This is a genomic window from Streptomyces sp. NPDC059008, from assembly GCF_042749045.1.
In the GTDB taxonomy this organism is placed as follows: Bacteria; Actinomycetota; Actinomycetes; order Streptomycetales; family Streptomycetaceae; genus Streptomyces.
The window spans coordinates 1-18,880 of record NZ_JBHYJC010000023.1; the positions used below are offsets into that span (position 1 = coordinate 1).

An 18,880-nucleotide genomic window follows, 5' to 3' on the forward strand; every position below is an offset into this window, starting at 1 on the left:
ATCCACGCCCGCCGGCCCGGAACCCCGGCATCCTGCGCTTCTGCTCCGTTCCCCCCGGCCCCCTCCGTCACCGGAGCCCGTCATCGACGTAGCGCAGGCACAGCAAGCGGCGTCACAGCAGCCGCAGGCGCCGGCGGCGTGCCCGCCCGCGACGACCACCCGCCGCACGCGGCTCGCCCAGGGCGCGGTGGTCCTGGTGCCCTCCGGGCTGATGCTGCTCCTGGGGGCGTGGGGCATCCGCCGGCAGGACGCCGTCTGGCGGGACGAGGCGGTCACCTACGACATGGCACACCGCGGCCTGGTCGACCTGTGCCGCACGCTGCAGCACGTCGACGCCGTGCACGGTCTGTACTACGCGCTGATGCACGGCTGGTTCCGCCTCTACGACCCCACCCTCGGCGACGTCCTCGGTGCCGCGGTCGGCCTGCGGCTGCCGTCCGTGGCCGCGATGACCCTCGCCGCGGCGGGCGTCGCCCTGCTGGGGCAGCACCTGGTCGGGCGGCGGGCGGGTCTGTTCGCGGGCCTCACCTTCGCGCTGATCCCGGTCGTGCAGCGGTACGCGCAGGAAGGGCGCTCCTACGCGACGGTCTGCGCCCTGGTCGTCTGGGCCACGCAGCTGCTGGTGCGAAGCGCCGCCCGTCAGCGCCTCAGGCTGTGGCTCGGGTACCCGGCGCTGATGCTGTGCGCCTGCCTGCTGCACGAGTTCGCGTGTCTGGCGCTGCCCGCACACGGCGCCGCGGTGATCCTGGCGCGCCTGCCGCGTCGCGTGCTGCGCGCCTGGGCCCTGTCCGCCGTCGCCGTCCTCGCCGGCCTGGCCCCGCTCGCGGTCCTCAGCACCCGGCAGTCCGCGCAGATCGGGTGGCTCATGTGGCCGGACCCGCTGCAGCTGCTGACCTTCGCCGTGCTCGCGGTCCTTGGCCTGGCCTGCGCCCGCGTCCGGGTGCGCTCCCGCGGCCCCATCGGCCTGCGCGCCCTGGGCATCCCGCTGCTCCTCCTGCCCACCCTCCTGCTGCTCCTGCTCTCGCACGTCGAACCGGCCTACGTCGACCGCTATGTCCTCTACTACGTCGTCGGCTTCGCGCTGCTCGCGGGCGCCGCGCTGGCCCGGTTCCTCCGCCCGGCGGGTGAGGTGGGCCGGACCCGGACGCGACGGCTCGGCCGGGCGCTGGCCCTGGCCGCGGTCGCGGCCGCGCTGCTTCCCGTCGACGTCCATCTGCGCAGCCCCGACAGCCGGGTCGACGACGTCAGCGCGGTCGCCCGGGTCGTACGGGAGATCGCCGAGCCGGGCGACGGCCTGCTCTTCATGCCGTCCCGGCGCCGCGTCTGGATGGCGACCCGGCCGCACGACTTCCGCGGCCTGACCGACCTCGCCCTGGCCGGGAGCCCCTCGGCGTCCCACACCCTCTACGGGACGGAGCTGTCCGGCGACGCGATCCGCGCGCGGATACTGGCCAGCCGCCGCATCGTGGTCGCCGGGGACCCGGCCGGGCAGCCGGTGGACACCAGCGACCAGGAGATCGCCAAGCGGGCCACGCTGCGCTCGGCGTTCGTGGAGTGCGAGGTCACGCAGGTGCGGGGGGCCCGGATGGCGCTCTACGCACGGGCGGGCGGCACGGGCGGCACGGGCGACGGGGGCGCGGGGGGCTGCTGAGGCGCGAGGCCTCTGCGCATGGGGCGTGGCCGGCCCCGGGGCGGACCGCCCGTCACAGGAGATCCGCCGCCACCCCGTCGATCCCCAGCAGGTCCTTCAGCGCCGTCGCCCCGCCGTGGGTGAGGCGTACCGCGTGCGGTGGGGCCGATGCCCAGCTCGTCCGCGAGCAGCGCGGCCAGCCGTGCGAGCTCGGTGCTGTACGCCGGAGTGGTCATGACTCGATTGTCCGCCGCGAGTCTTCGGTGGCTACCGAAGCAAGACATGCCTACGGTGCCCGTATGAGTGCTTCCCCGGAGTACGCCACCTTCCATTTCCACGCGCTGCACCACGCCGACCAGCCGCTGCTGCTGCCTAACGCCTGGGATGTCGCCTCGGCCGTCGCGCTCGCCGGGGCCGGGTTCGCGGCGATCGGTACGACGAGCCTGGGGGTCGCCGCGGCCCACGGCTATCCGGACGGGCGCGCCCTCGCCGAGGTCCGGGATGCCACCCTGGCCCTGGCGCTGCGCCTCAACGGCCGGCTGGCCTGTCCGTACACCGTCGACATCGAGGGCGGATTCGGCGGCGATCCGGCGCAAGTCGCCGAACTCGCCGGTGAGTTGGCGGAGGCCGGGGCCGCGGGGCTCAATCTGGAGGACGGGCTGCCCGGTGGCGCGGGGCTGCAGGATCCGGTCCGTCAGGCCGAGTTGATCAGCGCGGCGAAGGAGCGCGCGCCGGGGCTGTTCCTCAACGTCCGGATCGACACCCACTGGCTGGTGGACGCTCCGCCGCCGCTGTCGGTGACGCTCGCGCGCGCCGAGAGCTATCTGGCGGCGGGGGCGGACGGCATCTTCGTGCCGGGCATCGTTGCCGACGACGATGTATCGGCGCTGGTCAGCGAGGTTCCCGCGCCGCTGAACATCCTCTTCGCGCCCGGGCGGCACACCGTCAGCCGACTGGCGGAGCTCGGTGTGCGCCGCATCAGCACCGGCTCGCTGCTCTTCCGTACGGCCCTGTCGGCCACCCTCGGGGCGGCGGACGCCATCCGTACGGGACGGGAGCTGCCGGAGGTGGCGGGAGGGGGCGGTGCGCTACTGGGATACGAGGAGGTGCAGCGGTTGCTGGGGGAGTAGCGGCCGCCGGGCGGCCGCGGTCCCGGCGGCTCAGGCCTGCGGGCTGCGGGCCCCGTGGCGGCGCCGGTGTACGGCGACGACGGTACCGGCCACGCCCAGCGCGCCCACACCGCCCAGCAGCCCCGCCTTGGGCAGGTGGCCGGCCTTCTCGGCCAGTCCGGCCAGCCCGTTGTCGGGCAGCATGATCGACGTACGGCTCTCCGTGGGCACGGTGGAATCGGCGGCGGAGGCGGCGCCTGCGGGAAGCAGCAGGACGGCCAGCGCGCCGGTCGCGACGGTGGCGGTACGGATCACGGTGCGGCACTGGGCCCGCATGGGTACTCCTCGTCGGGGCGGCTCGGATCGGGCCGCCGTAGGGGCGCGGTAACGAGACAGCACGTTACGGAGCGTCCTTAACGGCGATCCATACGTTGTGTAACAGTCAGCGGGATCTCTGGGATCGGTCCTGTGACGGGGCGTCCGGTGCGGCCCGGTCAAAGACCGCAAAGGCCGCCAAGGCGTCGTCGCGCGTCGCGCGGCCGCATCGGCGGCGCCGCGCCGTCGGAATGGCCGCGCTGAAGATTCCCCCACCGGCCACCTTGGATAGCTTGGTGCCGCAGGGTCAGTTGATTCCCGTTCACGGTGTTGCGCGCGTGTGGGGTGGGTGCGCGCGTACGGAGTACAGGGAGGCGGTGGCGATGCCATGCGACGGTGGCGATGCCGTGTGCGGCGGCGCGCGGTGCCACCCGCGGTGGTGGCGCCCCCGCGCGCCGCTGACCGGCCGGGGCCGGCGTGTCGTACGTGCCGTCCCTGCCGCGCTCGCCGTGCTCCCCCTCCTCGGGGGCTGTGCCGGCCTGGAGGGCCTGCGGAACGACGGGCGGGCCAGGGACGTCAGGGCGCCCCTCGCGCTGTGGCCGCAGTACACGCCGGCCCCGCTCGGCCGGGACGACAACCCCGCGGCGCTCAAGCCCGTACGCGGGGTACCGCGCATCCCCAGCGGCAGCATGGTGGACGCGGACGCACTGGCCGTCCTCGACGCGGACTTCACCGCGGAGGGCCGGCGTCCGCCCGCCCCGAAGACCGTGCGCAGCCCTCGGTTCCACGACGTCACGCACGACGGCCGACCGGACCTGATCACGGTGATCGACCTCGACTCCCGCAACAGCGAGCTGCGGGTCTACAGCGCCCGGCACGGGGTGGTGACCCGGGTCCTGGCGCTGCCCGCGGTGCTCGCCGGGGTGGAGCTGGCGGCCGGCCACCTCACCATTCGTGAGCCCACCAAGGACCCGCGCTATGTCTCCGTCACCGACGTCGTCTGGGACGGAGACTCGATGTCCCTGTGGGACCTCACCCTGGACGAGCCCCGCAAGCGGCCGACCGCGCCCACCGGCGGCGGCAGCCCGTGAGGCGGCCGGCGGTCTCCCTCCGCTGGAAGATCGCGCTGACCGTGATGGCGGTGAGCTGCGCGGTCGCCGCGGCCCTCGGCGTCCTGGTGCACAACGCGGTGGCCCGCCAGACCGTCGGTCAGCTGCGCAAGGAGACCCGCGCCAACCTCGACACCGCCCTGGACGCCTTCGAGTACGGCACCTCGGGCGAGGGCATCAACTCCGTCCTCAACCCCTCGGAACTGCCGGACGAGCTGCGGGAGTTGGTGCGTTCCGGCCGCCGGGGCAGCATGGTCGGCACATATCGGGGCCGCCCCGTCATGTGGGCGGCGGCTCCGGCCGACAGCCAGGTGATGGCCGTCTGGTCGCCGTACGGCACCACCCGCAGCTCGCTGGAGACCCTCGACACCGCCATCCTCGGCTCGGCCGTGCTCGCCGCCACGGCCGTGGCCCTGGCCGGACTCTTCCTCGCCCACCGCATCAGCCGCCGGCTGACCACCACGGCGGCGGTGGCGCGCCGGATCACCGCCGGCGACCTGGACGCCAGGGTCGGCAGCGGTCCAGGTCGGGGGGCCGGTGGCGGCCCCGCGGGGCAGGACGAGGTGGCGGCGGTGGCGGCCGCCCTGGACTCGGTGGCCGGTTCGCTGCAGAGCCGGCTACGGGCCGAACAGCGCTTCACCGCCGATGTCGCCCATGAACTGAGGACGCCCCTCACGGGCATCCTCGCCTCGGCCGAGCTGCTCCCGGAGGGCCGTCCCAAGGAGATGATCAACGATCGGCTGCGGGCGCTGCACCGTCTCACCGAGGACCTGCTGGAGATCTCCCGGCTGGACTCCGGCGCCGAGCACGCCGACCTGGCCGCGTACGAGCTGGGCGCGCTGGTCGAACGCTCGGTACGCGCCACCGGCCTCGACACCGAGATGCGGATCGGCTCCGACACGGTCGTCGACACCGACCGGCGCCGCCTCGACCGCATCGTCGCCAACCTCGTGCTCAACGCACACCGGCACGGCCGGCCGCCGGTCGTCGTCACCGTCGACGCCCCGCCCGGTGGCCCTCCCACCATCGAGGTGCGCGACCACGGGCCGGGCTACCCGCTCGAGCTGCTGCACCACGGGCCGCAGCGCTTCCGCACCGACGCACCCGGGCGCGGCAAGGGCCACGGCCTGGGCCTGACCATCGCCGTCGGGCAGGCCGCCGTGCTGGGCATCGACCTGCGGTTCTCCAACGCCCCCGACGGCGGCGCCCGTGCCGTCCTGCGCCTACCGCAGGGCGCCGCGGACGCCCCCTGACCTGCCGGCGCCCACCGGCCCTCCTACCAGTCGATGTCGTCCGGCGGCTCCGGCAGCGCCTCGTCCTCCTCCGGCTCCGGTTCCGTTGCCGCAGGGCCGCCCCGGGCCGGCGCGCCGACCGTCGCGCCCCCCGCGGAGTCCGCCCGCCCTCCTTCTCCTTCTTCTGCTGCTTCGCCGTCCCGTCCCGCCAGCACATCCAGGATCTGCTCGCCGTACTTCGCGAGCTTGTTCTCGCCGACCCCGTTGACCGTGCCCAGCTCGGCGGCCGTCGTGGGCCGGACGGTGGCGATCTCCCTGAGCGTCGCATCGTGGAAGATCACATACGCGGGCACGCCCTGCTCCTTGGCCGTACGGCCCCGCCAGCCGCGCAGCGCCTCGAAGAGCGGCAGCGCCTCCTGCGGCAGGTCCACCGGCGCCCGCTTGGCCTTCGCCTTGGCCTTGGCCGCCCGCGCGGCCTTCTCCGGCTCCCGGCGCATCAGCACCTCGCGCTCACTGCGCAGCACCTCGCCGCTGGTGTCCGTGAGCACCAGCGTGCCGTAGTCGCCCTCCACGGCGAGCAGGCCCTGTGCCAGCAACTGCCGTACGACACCCCGCCATTCGGCTTCCCGGAGGTCGGCCCCGATCCCGAAGACGCTCAGCGCGTCATGATCGAACTGGATGACCTTGGCGGTCTTCCGCCCCATCAGGATGTCGATAATCTGCCCCGCCCCGAACTTCTGCCCCCGCTCCCGCTGCAGCCGGACGACCGTCGACAGCAGCTTCTGCGCGGGGACCGTGCCGTCCCAGGTCTGCGGTGGGACCAGGCACGTGTCGCAGTTGCCGCAGGCGGTGCTCTGCTGACCGAAGTAGGCCAGCAGCCGCACCCGACGGCACTCCACCGCCTCGCACAGCGCCAGCATCGCGTCGAGGTGGGCCGACAGCCGGCGCCGGTGCGCCTCGTCCCCCTCCGATCCGTCGATCAGCTTCCGCTGCTGCACCACGTCCTGCAGCCCGTAGGCCAGCCAGGCCGTCGACGGCTGGCCGTCCCGCCCGGCGCGCCCGGTCTCCTGGTAGTAGCCCTCCACCGACTTCGGCAGGTCCAGATGCGCCACGAAGCGCACATCCGGCTTGTCGATCCCCATCCCGAACGCGATCGTGGCCACCACGACCAGCCCGTCCTCCCGCAGGAACCGGGCCTGGTTCGCGGCGCGGACACGGGCGTCGAGCCCGGCGTGATACGGCACCGCGTCGATGCCGTTGTCCACCAGGAACTGGGCGGTCTTCTCCACCGAGGCACGCGACAGGCAGTAGACGATCCCCGCATCGCCCGCATGCTCGCTCCGCAGCAGCTCCAGCAGCTGCTTCTTCGGCTCGCTCTTCGCCGCGATCCGGTACTGGATGTTCGGCCGGTCGAAGCTCGCCACGAAGTGCCGGGCGTCCGCCATCCGCAGCCGTGAGGTGATCTCGGCATGGGTGGCCTCGGTCGCGGTGGCGGTCAGCGCGATCCGCGGCACCTCGGGCCAGCGCTCGTGCAGCATCGACAGCGCCAGATAGTCCGGCCGGAAGTCGTGGCCCCACTGCGCGACACAGTGCGCCTCGTCGATCGCGAACAGCGAGATCTTCCCCCGGTCGAGCAGGCTCAGCGTCTGCTCCACCCGCAACCGCTCCGGCGCCAGATACAGCAGATCCAGCTCCCCGGCCAGGAACTCGGCCTCGACGAGCCGCCGCTCCTCCAGATCCTGTGTCGAATTGAGGAACCCGGCCCGCACGCCGAGCGCCCGCAAGGCGTCGACCTGGTCCTGCATCAAGGCGATCAGCGGGGAGATCACGACCCCCACACCGCCCCTGACCAGCGACGGAATCTGATAGCAGAGCGATTTTCCGCCACCGGTCGGCATCAGGACGACGGCGTCCCCGCCCCCTATGACGTGGTCGATGATCTCCTGCTGGCTGCCGCGGAACGCCTCATACCCGAACACCCGGCGCAGCACCTGCACCGCCTCGTTCGCCTCCGAAGCGTCTTCCACATCCATGTCCACGACCACTTCCACGTCCGCCAGAGCCATTCCAGAAGCCTACGAGGTTCCGCGGGCGTGCCGCCGGGCCTGTGGACAACTCCTGTCATGGACGCTGCCGGGCCGCACCGGTCCGGTGGGCGCGCGAAGGCGCCTCAGGGCTGGTCGAAGGAGAGCAGCGGCAGCGCGTGCAGCGCCACGGCGAGGTCGGCGGTCGCGCGGGGGTCCTTCAGGGAGCGCCCGGTCAGCTCCTCCAGCCGGTGCAGCCGGTAGCGCACGGTGTTGCGGTGGCAGTACAGCAGCTCCGCCGCGCCGGCGGTCGAGCCGGCCGAGGCGAACCAGCACTCCAGGGTCCGCAGCAGGCGGTCCCGCTCGACCACCGGCAGTTCCAGTACGCCCGCGAAGACCGCCCGCGCGATCCGCCCGGCCTCCTCCGGGGCCGCGGCGACGAGCAGGGCGGCCGGGCTGTCGTCGAACCGCGCGATGCCCGCCGCCCGCCCGCGCCCGCCCGCCAGCGCCATCCGGGCCAGCCGCAGCGCCCTGGGGGTCTCCCGCAGATCGCGGTACGCGGGACTGACGCCCACCCGGGAGGCGGCGGACCGCCCCAGCACCCGTAGCGCGACCTCCTCGGCCCCCGGATGGTGGACGGCGATCACACCGACCTGGAGGTCGGGCAGCAGGCGCCAGGCCGACCGCAGCTGCTCGGCCAGGAGGCGCGCCTCGATCCCGGGGACCGCCTCCCGGCCCGGGGCGGGCACCTCGGCCGCCACGACGACATGCGGCCCGCCGGTCGGCAGGCCGAGCGCGTCCGCGGCCTCCCACAGGGTCGTGCGATCGCTGAGCACCCCGGTGAACAGCGCCTCGACCAGGGCGGATCGTTCGCGCTCCCGCTGGAGCACCAGCTCGGACGCCTCCTCGCGGTAGGCGTCGCTGGCCGCCGCCGCGAGGCCCTCGTTCACCCACCACGCGGCCAGGGAGACGATCGTGTCGGTGGTGACGCCCTCGGCGGAGCGGGCCTCGTCGGCGAGCTCGGACCACAGGAACTCGGAGCCGACCCGGTAGGCGTGCAGCATCTCGGCCAACGGCTCTCCCTGACGGGCCCGTTCGCGGCCGGTGTCCTGCGCGGTGGTCATGTCGGAGGTGTCGCAGCCGCTGATGAGGCTCTGGAAGACCAGCTCGGCGTTGCTGAGACAGGAGGCCCTCAGCTCCTCGAACGGCACACGCTCCTCATTGCCGTAGTACGTCACCTCGGCCCGGATACGGCGGGCCATCCGCACGCTCAGTTCCGGTGCGCGGCCCAGCAGCGTGGCCGCTATGGGGGTGATTTCGGCAGGCGGGACAGGTACGCGGGGCATGAACCGCAGATTACAAAGACCGGCACGCAGATGAACGGAGTTGTGCCCGGGGACAACGGGGACGGTGGTGTTGCTGTGCGCCGGCACATGGCTCGTACGGCTGAGGGCCGCAACGATGTCGGAGACGTTACCGGCCGGTATCGGACCTGCTTCCGTCTCGCTGCTTCCTCAGGGGGAACTGTGCCCAGAGCCGTCACACCCAGCACTGCGAACACCGACACACCACGCAGCACTGCGAACACCCGCGCACCACAGAGCACCGCACGCGCCAAGAAGTGGTCATCCGCCCTGGCCGGCGCCGGGCTCCTCGCCGCCACTCTCACCACCGGCGTCTCGCCCGCCCATGCCGCGGACACCGCCGGGACCGGCAAGTATGTGGCGCTCGGCGATTCCTACGCCGCCGGTGCCGGGGTCCTGGCGCAGTCCGCGGGCCTGTGCATGCGCTCGGACCACAACTACGGCCATCTCGTCGCCGCGGCGCTCGCCCCGTCGTCGTACGTGGACAAGACCTGCGCCGGAGCGAAGGTGAGCGCGCTCACCGAGCCCCAGAAGGACGCCGGGATCGTGGTCAACGGCCCCCAGCTCGACGCCGTCACCGCGGACACCTCCCTGATCACGCTCACCATCACCGGCAACAACCTCGGCCGCTCCGACTTCGGCTTCGGCGATGTCGCGGTCGTCTGCTCGGCCGTGACCCTGACCAACCCCTTCGGTGCGCCCTGCCGCGATCTGTACAAGGACACGCTCAGCACCTGGCTGGACTCCGCGACCGCCCGGCTGGCCAAGGACCTCGGGACGATGCGCGCCAAGGCCCCGAAGGCCAGGGTGCTGGTCGTCGGCTACCCGTCCGTGCTGCCCGACGACCCGGCGAAGTGCCTGGGCAAGATGCCCGTCACGACCGGGGACCTGACGTTCCTGCGCTCCGTACTCGGCGAGCTCAACGACAAGGTCGCCAAGGCCGCCACCGGCGCGGGCGCCACGTACGTCGACACGCTCGGCCCGACCAAGGGCCATGACAGCTGCTCGGCGGACAAGTGGGTGGAGGGCCTGATCCCGACGTCGCCGGCCGTGCCGCTGCACCCCAACGCCACCGGCGAACGCGCCATGGCCGACGCGGTGTTGCACGCGCTCGGCCGCTGATCCGGCCGAGCGCCGGCTCCGTCCGGGGCGTGTTCACCGGTCGCCGGTGAGCACGACCCAGACCTGCCCGGTGGCGAAGTTCAGCGGCGCTCCGGACGGTGTGGTGAACTCCGTCCCGTCCCGTGTCGAGTTCCGGTGCCACCGGGCGTCGTACGCCCTGCCGTCGCGCAGGACCAGGGCGGAGCCGGAGCCCACGGTCTGGGTGAACGGCGACACCGCGCCCCACCGGTCCCGGAACTCCGAGTCGCGGACCTGCACCCGTTGGACGACCACGGTGGAGGCGGCGAGCCGGCCGCCGTCGGTGGTGCGCGACGCCACGCCGTCCATCGCCACCAGCCACTTCCTGCCGGCGGACGACCAGGTGAAGTCGTAACGGGCGGCCGGATACCGCACGGTGTACCCCGTCTCCCGCCGCCCGCCCGCCGGGGGCGGCCCGAACCGGAAGCCGATGTCCGCCGCCGCGGACGCCTCCGGCGCCTGGGCCAGGAGCCGTTCGGGCCGCAGGTAGAGGTTGTGCGGCGCGGCCCGCCCGCCGTCGCGGAAGTAGGCGCCCGGCGCCCTTCCCGGCGGCAGCGCGTACAGCGGCGCGGCCGTGATCAGCGGATTCAGCCTCGACTGCGCCCCGGAGTACGCCAGCGCGGGCCTGCCGAACTGCCCCAGCAGCTCGATGTCCGACGCGCGCGCACTGCGCACCGGCCCCAGCTTCGGGGGCAGCCGCGACGACAGAACGGCGAGTATCCGGGTCTGCCCGGCCTCCACCTGCTCGACGTAGACGAGGTCCGCCGCACCGAGGCCGGTGTGCGGCCGCGCCGGACCGACGTTGTCGATCTTGACCGCGAGCACCGGCCCGGACCGCGCCGAAAGCCCCGTGAACGGTGAGACCGCCCGCCCCCCGGGCCGCGCCGGACCCGCCCCCTCCATGGACCCGGCCCGCGTACACCCCGAGACCCCGACCGCCACCAGGGCCGCCACCGACGAGACCAGCCCGGCCACCGCCGCCGACCGGACCCCGCCCCACAGCGGCCCGCGGCGCTCGCCCCGGCGGAACAGCCGCAGCCCGAAGGGCAATCGAAGGTGCACGCTCACTCGGTACACCCCATCAGGATGACACCCCCGACCGAAAACGCACCCACTCCCACACACCCGACACGAGCCCATGAGCCACCTGGGCCGGACACCGGGAGCACACCCCGGCCGTCAGCCGACAGCGGTCGCCCCGGGCCGGGACTCCGAAGGCCCCGGACCATGATCGGTCCGGGGCCTTCTCACTGGTGCCCCCGGCAGGATTCGAACCTGCGACACCCGCTTTAGGAGTTCGATCCGAGCCCGTTCCGGTGGCCGCTGTCCTCTGGTGCGACGGCCGGGCAGTGGTGCCGGTGTGCGCCGCCGCCCGGCCTCGTTGATGTCAGCCGTGGATGTCAGATGTCGTCCTGCGTGCGTCGGCTACCGGTTGATCGGGATCTCATAGGCGATCTCGCAGTGAGCGGCGGGCACCACAAAGCCCGCCGTCTCCGCGGGCCGCCCCTGGTCGCAGTAGTACGTCCGCCGGATGTGCGTGACGAGCGCGTGCCCTTCTGGATGCCCAGTAGCGACGCCTCCTCGGCGGAACGCAGAGGTCGAGGTCGCCTTCGGCGATTCCGAGCCACGCCGCGATCTCTGTCGGCGCCGGGACTTTGTCGTCGGTCCGGCTCTCCCAATCGCCTTGCCTGCCCAGGGCCTTCATGTCCACGCGGAACGGGGACCCTTCGGGCTGCTACACCAACGGAACTCCTGACCGTGGCGAAGGCGTGCATGCCTCTGTGAACTCCACTGGACGGCTATGGGCACGCGGCTCCGGAGTCTCCTTGGGACCTGGGCAATGCGGCAGGACACGGCCCTGCACGTGGCAGATCAGGCGGGACGAGTCCACGGATAGTCCACGGTCGACCGGCACCGCCTTCGTGCCCTCGACCAAGACGGTCTAGGTCGGGACCGCCGCGAGGGCGTTTGTAGGTGCACCGAAGCCGCTGACATTGCTTACGAGTTCCTCCGCGCAGCGATAGCCGGGGAGCGGGCTGGTGCGGACGTGGTCCGCAACATGTACGGCCAGCGGCTCAACCACATCGACAAGGGCACCGGGGACTGTGTCACCACCGCCGATGTGGAGGCCGAGAAGACGATCCTCAGAGTCATCCGTACCGCACGCCCGAGGGTGCTGTGCTCGGCGAGGAAGGCGGGCAGCAAGGTGCCGCCAACGCTGTGCGCTAGTGGTGGTGGATCCCCTGTGCGGCACGCTGAACTACGCCGTTGGCAACATGCTGGCGGGGTTGTTGACTTGCTCGCGCCAGGCACGGCAGGCGGCGGCCAGGTTGGTGAAAGGCCAAGGGCGGCGCGCAGGCGACCGCGCACATCCGGTCGCAGGCTACCTCGGCGACGCCGCCTGAACCGTGGCGCCAAGCGGTCACGGCCCGGAAGGCGATCAGGAGACCAACAGGTCCTGGCGAGGTCGTCGGATCGTGCGGCATCATGATATTCGGACTAAGGCTATGGTTGGAAAGAAGTGCATGTCTGAGACTGCGGTCGTTCCTGCGAGCGTTACCGTTCGCCACCCTTCCCTCTTATTGATGAGGAACACGCCCGCCCGGCTCGCGAGCGTGGAGTTATTCGCTGGCGCTGGCGGACTTGCGCTGGGTTGTCAGGAGGCTGGCTTCGACCCGCTGGCGACCCTGGAGCTAGACAAGTGGGCCTGTGACACGGTGCGACAGAACCAGGCCCGAGGGAACGCGCTCGTCGCGAACTGGCACGTCGAAGAGGGCGACGTGCGGGACTTCAACTGGTCCCGCGTCACTGACGAGGTGGATCTCGTCGCTGCTGGCCCGCCGTGCCAACCATTCTCCATTGGCGGCCGCGGCAAGGCGGACGACGACGAACGTGACATGTTCCCGGCCACGGTGGAGGCGATCGCCCATCTGAGGCCCCGCGCGTTCATCATCGAGAACGTGAGGGGTCTGGCGCGCCCAAGGTTCGCCGATTATTTCCAGTACATCCAGGCCAGGCTTTCACTGCCCCTCCTCGCCGCGAAGTCCGACGAACTGTGGGCGGATCACCTGCGGCGGCTCCGGGCGGCAGACAAGGACACCAGCAACCAAGAGCTGTCCTATCGGGTCGTCCCCGCCTTCGCCAACGCGGCAGACTACGGAGTGCCGCAACAGCGCCAGCGCGTCTTCCTGGTCGGTTTCCGAAATGATCTGGACGTGACCTGGGAATTCCCGCATGTCACACACTCGAAGCGCGCGCTTCTGCATGCCCAGTGGACCACCGGCGAGTACTGGCAGGAACACGAAGTGCCCAAGGCGAAACGCCCGGAACGGCCCAACGTCCCCATCCCTGCGGAACTGGGGCCGGACGAGATCCAAGCACGCTGGCGCACCATACGGGACGCGCTGACCGGTCTTCCCGAGCCAACGCTGACAGGCACTAAGGGCGTCCTCAACCACGTCCTTCAACCCGGAGCTCGTTCCTATCCTGGTCACACCGGCAGCCCGATGGACTGGCCAGCGAAGACGTTGAAAGCCGGGCATCACGGGGTCCCCGGCGGCGAGAACATGCTGCGTGAGACGGACGGCTCCATCCGCTACTTCACGGTCAGAGAAAGCGCCCGCCTGCAGACCTTCCCGGACGACTACGAGTTGCATGGTCCTTGGGGCAAGGCGATGCGCCAGCTCGGCAACGCTGTCCCCGTCGAGTTGGCGCGGGTCGTAGCCGACAGCGTCCACGCCGCCCTGTGCGCGGGGGGAGCCGAAGCATGACGGAGACGGAGACGCGACCCAGCACCCTCAACCTGACGCCGTCCCCTCGAATCTTGGAGATGATTGCGGAGGTCGACCTCCAACTGCACCAGTGCCTGTGCGAGTTGATCGACAACTGCCTCGACGAGCTCGTCGAGGCCACCCGTGTCGATGAAACGTTGGAACCTCGAATAGACATCACCCTGCCCACGGCGGGCAAGGTGAACAGGGGCGCCAAGGTCATCGTGAGCGACAACGGCCGGGGGATGTCTCAGGCGGAGTTGCGGTACGCCCTGAGCGCCGGCACGTCGGGTAAGCAACGGTTCGGCAGCCTCGGCCTGTTCGGCATGGGCTTCAACATCGCCACGGCCCGCCTGGGCACGGTAACGGAGGTCCGTACGGGACGACGTGGCGACGACCATTGGATCACCGCCACCATCGACCTTAGAGAGATGCAGCGGCGGTCGTCGTACGAGGTTCCCCTGCGCTACGAGCGGAAGGATCCCGACGAGCACGGCACCCTCGTGTCGGTGACGAACCTCCGCGAAGACGTGGTCGACAAGTTGAAGTCGGCGAGTTCGACCCGGGAGGTCAGCAAGAACCTGGGGCGTATCTACACATACATGCTGCGTGATCCCAATGGTCCTCATTCGGGCGCGGAGTTGATGGGCGGATTGAACCAGCGCCTGTACGTCAACGCTCGCCAGGTGTCTCCTCTCGTGCCGTGCATCTGGGACCCGACCCGGTCGGTCACGTACAAGGCTGGGAAGGTGCCTGCTGCGGAACGAATCCACGTGCCACTGACCAACGCGTTCGCCTGCATGAACTGCGGGCGCTGGTACACCTCAAGGTACGACCAGTGCGTTGATTGCGAGAGCACTGACATCCAGGAGCGAGAGCGCCGGATCGTGGGGTGGCTGGCCGTGCAGAGGTTCGCCGATAAGTCCGACTTCGGTCTGACGTTCCTCCGGAGCGGGCGCGCGATCACGACCAGGGACAGGTCGCTGTTCGACTGGGAGGGGCCAGACGGGGACATCGAGCTGGAGTATCCGATCGAACTCGGTATGGGCCGCATCGTCGGCGAGATCCACCTCGACCACGCGCCGGTCAACGTCCGCAAGACCAACTTCGACACGTCGTCGCCGGAGTGGCGGTACATGGTTGAGAAGGTGCGAGGCGACCTGCCTTTGCGTCCACAGCTCGCGAAGCGCCTGTTCAATCGTGAGAACGACTCTCCGATGAGCCGGTTCTTCAACGCCTTCCGGGAGAACAAGCCGGGTCTCCGGTACCTCATGCCCGGCAACGGCAGCACCGCCATCCACAATGAGGCGAAGAGATGGGCACAGAAGTTCCGTAGCGGGGATCCGGAGTATCAGACCGACGGGAAATGGTACGAGGCCGCAGCCGATCATGATCGGGTCAAGCATGGACCGCCGCCGGAGCCAGCACTGCCCTCTGACGAGGATGACTGGCTCAAGCAGGAGGGGCTCGGACATCTGGGGACGGGGGCGGCCGACGGTCACACACCGCCCAAAGATCAGAGGCAGCCGGAGCCAGTCGCAGAGACACGGCCGGAGACCGAAGAGCAACGCTTCGCGAGGTACAGGGAGCACGCGGTGCTGCTCCCCGACACTGACCGTGGAGTGCGCCTCGGTACCGCTCAGGCGATCCTTCGCGTCTACGTCACCTCCGGAGTCGAACTGCTCAAGGACGGTCACCGGCAGCCGGCCGTGGTTCGGATCGTCGCTGGCGAGGTCGAGATCTACGTGGACTCCGGTACCGCGCTGATCGCGCGGTACGGGTGGTCCTCGCTGAATGTCGCGCTCGTCTGCGCGGCACCACAGTTGAAGAGCGTGTACTCAGTATCGGGCTCCATCGACGGGTTGGTGACCTCGATCCTCGAGCAGTTCCCTGACCGGCGGGTGGACTCCAGCGCGGTGCGCAGTCGCGCGGAGATGCTGCTGGAGGGCTTGCGCGATCGGCTCGCCGACCTCACCTCGAAGGACGCGTCCACGTTCTGGTCCGCGCTGTCCGGCGAGTCGAAGCGGGCCGCCGAGTCTTATGCCATCGCGGTGGCACCGGACGTCGATTGGAAGGCGGCAGTCGAAAACGGCGAGTTTGCACGCTACCTGGGAGTCGAAGGCGTCCTCGACCTCGTTGCGAGCGGTCCCGAACTGGTACTGGACGGCGGCTTGTTCCGCACCACCTACGCTGCGCTCGGCGAGGAGACGCAGGCGGACCAAGTGGCCCGTGTCAGCGCCTTCCTCACCGACCTCAAGCGGATGGTTGTGGGCCCACCCCTGCAGAACACCTTGGAACTGTCCCGCCTGCTCCTTACCGCGGACCTACTGGACGCGGAGATCGTCCAGACATGAATAGATCATTCCTAGAGTCGGCCTTCCTTGTCGAGGAAGGCCCGAAGGGCTTCACACGCCAGCTGGAGCGGTTGCTCGGCCTGGTCTCGTTCACGGATGTGGTCAACATCGATGGACCCGGCGATAAGGGCGCTGACCTCCTTGGCCGACTCAACGATGAGGATTGGATCTTCCAGTCGAAATGGAAGAAGTCGGGCAACGTGGATCGCGAAGCCGTGGACGAAACCCACGCGGCGATGCGGCATTACGCCATCCACCGAGCGGTCGTGGTCACCAACCGACTGTTCACCCAGAAGGCCAAGGAGCGAGCGGACGCGCTGAGGGATGTCGGAGTCAACGTGACCCTCTGGGACGGCCGACGGCTGGCGACGATCTACGATCGCGCTCCGGAGCGAGTCACACCGTTTGACCTCCACCCCTATCAGGACCGCGCCGTGGAAGCGGCCTGGGCCGCCCTAGAGGACACCGGTGAGGCACTTATCTACCTCGCCACGGGCCTTGGTAAGACAGTCGTCGCCGGCAGGGTGCTGCGACGATTCCTGCTCGCCAACCCGGGGTCCAAGGTGCTGGTCACCGCGCACATGATCGATCTCGTGGAGCAACTCGAAAGGGCGATGTGGCGGGACGTCCCCAAGCACGTACCGACGCGTCTGCTGCACGGCGACTCGAAACCCGACTCCTTGCCAGGCGTCACCTTCGGCGTATCGAACACAGCACGTGACTACATCCAATCGGGCTACGACCCCCAGCTGGTGATCGTGGACGAGGCACACCACGTGGGAGAGACCGGGACCTACGCCACCATGATGGGTCTGCTCCCCAAGGCCAAACGGATAGGTGTGACGGCCACGCCCTGGCGAGGCGACAAGTACGACATCGAGCGAACCTTCGGTGAACCAGTCGAGCGAGTGTCCATCTCGGAGGGCATGAGGCTGGGCTACCTCGCCGACGTGAAGTACCGCGTGTTCGCCGACAACATCGACTGGGACTTCGTCCGCCACGCCTCCGAGCACGGCTATTCCATCAAGGACCTGAACAAGCGTCTCTTCATCCCGGAGCGGGACGAGTCGGTCCGAGGACACCTCGAGAAGGTCTGGGACCAGACCACGAACCCGCGGGCCATCATCTTCTGCCAGACGATCGAGCACGCCGAGCGGATGCGCGACCTGCTCGCCCGACGTCCCGGCTGGGAACGGTCCGAGACGCTGCACGCCAAGCTGAAGACGCGGGAGCGGCGGGCACGACTGCTCAAGTTCCGTTCAGGAGAAGTGCCCATCCTCGTTGCCGTAGACATCCTTAACGAGGGCGTCGACGTGCCCGACGTCAACATTCTCTGCTTCGCCAGGGTGACCCACAGCCGACGCATCTTCGTGCAGCAGCTTGGCCGCGGACTCCGCCTTCGCAGGGGAAAGACCCACGTAGAGGTACTGGACTTCGTCAGCGACATCCGACGGTTGGCCGAGGTGTACGACATGCGAGAACAGGTATCCGAGGGCGAGATCGAGCAGGTGTCGGTCGGACGGAACCAGTTCGAGTTCGAGGACCTGAGGGTAAAGGGACTCCTGGACCAATGGATGGCCGACGTGGGTGACCTCGGGGGAGCCGACGACAGCGTCCGTTTGGAGTTCCCGCCCATCGAGGGGGTCTGATGGCGGCCCTTCCGGAACCGATCCGCTTGGAGATCTTTGCGGAGTTAGCCCGCCACTTCGACGCCATGCGGTGGGAAGAGGTCTCTTCGCCCGCAGCGACTGAGATGTACGACCGGTTCGTCAAGGATCCCAAGATCGGGGGGCGACTCGCTAGGTTCATGCCGACGGAGAAGATACGCCCGTGGATCAAGGACGGGCCGGCCAAGCAGTACCGTCGGGCGCTCGAAGGTGTGGGGCCGATGGCTCAGATGACGACACGCGAGTACCCCGGTCCGCAGGCGGTCATTCGGCTCGCCATGGGCTCGGGATGGACCCTTCGCGCGCAGACACTGGACGTGAAGCCGATGAGGTGCCTCGCCGATGGACCCGAAGGTGAGTCGGCCTTCGTCACCTGGGGACCAATGAACGGCCTGCAGGGCATGGTCTGGCACGCCTGCCTACGTCGAGCGGAGTCCGAGTCGCAATTGATCACCATCGCCGTCACCAAGCCCAACACCGCACCGTTGCCCGACGACGACTGGCACCTCGCGCTCTCGCTAGCCACCATCTTGAGAGCACGATGCGAGCAGGTCACCTACGCGGTCTCTCGGAAGGCGACCGCCGACTTACGGACCGTCTAATCACTTCGTTCTCGATCTTGTCGGCCACCTCGACTGGGTCAGCGTGCTCCCAAAAACGAAGAACGGCCCATCCCGCCGACGTGAACGCTCTGGTGGAGTCCTGGTCACGCCGTTGATTCTCCGCGACCTTGGCCGCCCAAAATTCCTTTCGATCTCCCTTCGCTGGCCGAAAGTGCTCCGGACAGCCATGCCAGAAGCACCCGTCGATCAGGACGGCGACCCGCTGCCTGGTGAAGGCGATGTCGACCGTCCGCTGCAACGTGGACACAGGCTTGAAGTTCACCCGGTACCGGAGACCGCGCCGATGCAACTCCCGACGCACCTTTATCTCGGGTGCGGTGTCTCGCCCTCGGACTCGGGACATACGCGCACTGACGACCGGGTCGAAACCAGCAGACATCAGACCCTCCACCCGAACTCTTGGACTCCAGCGGCGGCCTCGGCAGTCCACACGTCCATCAAGGCGCCGACGAGATCCACTGGGACGAAGTCCGCGACGAGGTCGACAGCCGAGACCCACCAGTCGCCGGTCGTATGGGCGAAGCGAGAAACTGGACGGCAGCG

General features: G+C 69.9%; 14 protein-coding genes, 1 tRNA gene and 1 pseudogene. 9 read left to right on the forward strand and 7 right to left on the reverse strand.

Going from position 1 to position 18,880, the window contains the following annotated elements; all coding sequences use genetic code 11:
* Positions 1-187: 187 nt before the first annotated feature.
* Together ACFWZH_RS24905 and ACFWZH_RS24910 are read left to right on the forward strand one after the other, a co-directional pair.
* Complete coding sequence (locus ACFWZH_RS24905; RefSeq protein WP_384435492.1) at positions 188-1,651, forward strand: glycosyltransferase family 39 protein; 1,464 nt, start codon at positions 188-190, stop codon at positions 1,649-1,651.
* A gap of 278 nt (positions 1,652-1,929) precedes the next feature.
* Positions 1,930-2,760, forward strand: a complete 831-nt coding sequence (locus tag ACFWZH_RS24910) for an isocitrate lyase/phosphoenolpyruvate mutase family protein (protein ID WP_384435231.1) — start codon at positions 1,930-1,932, stop codon at positions 2,758-2,760.
* A gap of 30 nt (positions 2,761-2,790) precedes the next feature.
* Here ACFWZH_RS24910 and ACFWZH_RS24915 read toward each other — a convergent pair whose 3' ends face one another.
* Positions 2,791-3,075 carry a hypothetical protein gene (locus tag ACFWZH_RS24915; RefSeq protein WP_384435234.1) on the reverse strand — a complete coding sequence of 95 codons (285 nt, stop codon included), beginning with the start codon at positions 3,073-3,075 and terminating at the stop codon, positions 2,791-2,793.
* A 362-nt stretch (positions 3,076-3,437) separates the two neighbouring features.
* Here ACFWZH_RS24915 and ACFWZH_RS24920 point away from each other — a divergent pair, with 362 nt between their 5' ends.
* Positions 3,438-4,145: a hypothetical protein gene (locus ACFWZH_RS24920; protein ID WP_384435237.1), complete on the forward strand. Its 708-nt coding sequence runs from the start codon at positions 3,438-3,440 to the stop codon at positions 4,143-4,145.
* Positions 4,142-5,416, forward strand: a complete 1,275-nt coding sequence (locus tag ACFWZH_RS24925) for a sensor histidine kinase (protein WP_384435239.1) — start codon at positions 4,142-4,144, stop codon at positions 5,414-5,416. The genes ACFWZH_RS24920 and ACFWZH_RS24925 overlap by 4 nt, the downstream gene beginning before the upstream one ends.
* A gap of 23 nt (positions 5,417-5,439) precedes the next feature.
* Here ACFWZH_RS24925 and recQ read toward each other — a convergent pair whose 3' ends face one another.
* Both recQ and ACFWZH_RS24935 read right to left on the reverse strand, forming a co-directional pair.
* Complete coding sequence (gene recQ, locus ACFWZH_RS24930; protein WP_384435242.1) at positions 5,440-7,461, reverse strand: DNA helicase RecQ; 2,022 nt, start codon at positions 7,459-7,461, stop codon at positions 5,440-5,442.
* Positions 7,462-7,565: 104 nt separating this feature from the next.
* Complete coding sequence (locus ACFWZH_RS24935) at positions 7,566-8,765, reverse strand: PucR family transcriptional regulator (RefSeq protein WP_384435245.1); 1,200 nt, start codon at positions 8,763-8,765, stop codon at positions 7,566-7,568.
* 180 nt (positions 8,766-8,945) lie between these two features.
* Between ACFWZH_RS24935 and ACFWZH_RS24940 the strand changes: the two genes are divergently transcribed.
* Entirely contained in the window at positions 8,946-9,905 is a 960-nt protein-coding gene (locus tag ACFWZH_RS24940) for an SGNH/GDSL hydrolase family protein (RefSeq protein ID WP_384435248.1), read from the forward strand.
* Positions 9,906-9,938: 33 nt separating this feature from the next.
* Here ACFWZH_RS24940 and ACFWZH_RS24945 read toward each other — a convergent pair whose 3' ends face one another.
* From ACFWZH_RS24945 to ACFWZH_RS24955, 3 genes and pseudogenes are all read right to left on the reverse strand, one after another.
* Entirely contained in the window at positions 9,939-10,925 is a 987-nt protein-coding gene (locus ACFWZH_RS24945) for a DUF3048 domain-containing protein (RefSeq protein WP_384435495.1), read from the reverse strand.
* Between the two features lie 249 nt (positions 10,926-11,174).
* Positions 11,175-11,244, reverse strand: a tRNA-OTHER gene (locus ACFWZH_RS24950).
* A 104-nt stretch (positions 11,245-11,348) separates the two neighbouring features.
* Positions 11,349-11,658 (reverse strand): annotated as a pseudogene (locus ACFWZH_RS24955) (GntR family transcriptional regulator); the annotation flags it as partial.
* Positions 11,659-12,508: 850 nt separating this feature from the next.
* Here ACFWZH_RS24955 and ACFWZH_RS24960 point away from each other — a divergent pair.
* Genes ACFWZH_RS24960 through ACFWZH_RS24975 form a run of 4 tightly spaced genes read left to right on the forward strand, consistent with a single transcriptional unit; the run spans position 12,509 to position 18,316 of the window.
* Entirely contained in the window at positions 12,509-13,693 is a 1,185-nt protein-coding gene (locus ACFWZH_RS24960; protein WP_384435251.1) for a DNA cytosine methyltransferase, read from the forward strand.
* Complete coding sequence (locus tag ACFWZH_RS24965) at positions 13,690-16,047, forward strand: ATP-binding protein (RefSeq protein WP_384435254.1); 2,358 nt, start codon at positions 13,690-13,692, stop codon at positions 16,045-16,047. The genes ACFWZH_RS24960 and ACFWZH_RS24965 overlap by 4 nt, the downstream gene beginning before the upstream one ends.
* Positions 16,044-17,696, forward strand: coding sequence for a helicase-related protein (locus tag ACFWZH_RS24970; protein WP_384435257.1), 1,653 nt, complete (start codon positions 16,044-16,046; stop codon positions 17,694-17,696). The genes ACFWZH_RS24965 and ACFWZH_RS24970 overlap by 4 nt, the downstream gene beginning before the upstream one ends.
* A complete protein-coding gene (locus ACFWZH_RS24975; RefSeq protein ID WP_384435260.1) occupies positions 17,696-18,316 on the forward strand; it encodes a hypothetical protein in 621 nt (206 codons plus the stop codon). Before ACFWZH_RS24970 ends, ACFWZH_RS24975 begins: the two co-directional genes overlap by 1 nt.
* Here ACFWZH_RS24975 and ACFWZH_RS24980 read toward each other — a convergent pair.
* Positions 18,267-18,716, reverse strand: coding sequence for a very short patch repair endonuclease (locus ACFWZH_RS24980; RefSeq protein WP_384435263.1), 450 nt, complete (start codon positions 18,714-18,716; stop codon positions 18,267-18,269). The two genes, ACFWZH_RS24975 and ACFWZH_RS24980, sit on opposite strands and share 50 nt — an antisense overlap.
* Between the last annotated feature and the right edge of the window lie 164 nt (positions 18,717-18,880).

Bases quoted from the DNA above. Each gene is read 5' to 3' on its own strand.
- ACFWZH_RS24960 (WP_384435251.1), top strand. From the start codon at position 12,509: ATGAGGAACACGCCCGCCCGGCTCGCGAGCGTGGAGTTATTCGCTGGC.
- ACFWZH_RS24975 (WP_384435260.1), top strand. From the start codon at position 17,696: ATGGCGGCCCTTCCGGAACCGATCCGCTTGGAGATCTTTGCGGAGTTA.
- ACFWZH_RS24915 (WP_384435234.1), bottom strand. From the start codon at position 3,075: ATGCGGGCCCAGTGCCGCACCGTGATCCGTACCGCCACCGTCGCGACC.
- ACFWZH_RS24965 (WP_384435254.1), top strand. From the start codon at position 13,690: ATGACGGAGACGGAGACGCGACCCAGCACCCTCAACCTGACGCCGTCC.
- ACFWZH_RS24910 (WP_384435231.1), top strand. From the start codon at position 1,930: ATGAGTGCTTCCCCGGAGTACGCCACCTTCCATTTCCACGCGCTGCAC.
- ACFWZH_RS24935 (WP_384435245.1), bottom strand. From the start codon at position 8,765: ATGCCCCGCGTACCTGTCCCGCCTGCCGAAATCACCCCCATAGCGGCC.
- recQ (WP_384435242.1), bottom strand. From the start codon at position 7,461: ATGGCTCTGGCGGACGTGGAAGTGGTCGTGGACATGGATGTGGAAGAC.
- ACFWZH_RS24970 (WP_384435257.1), top strand. From the start codon at position 16,044: ATGAATAGATCATTCCTAGAGTCGGCCTTCCTTGTCGAGGAAGGCCCG.
- ACFWZH_RS24980 (WP_384435263.1), bottom strand. From the start codon at position 18,716: ATGTCTGCTGGTTTCGACCCGGTCGTCAGTGCGCGTATGTCCCGAGTC.
- ACFWZH_RS24920 (WP_384435237.1), top strand. From the start codon at position 3,438: ATGCCATGCGACGGTGGCGATGCCGTGTGCGGCGGCGCGCGGTGCCAC.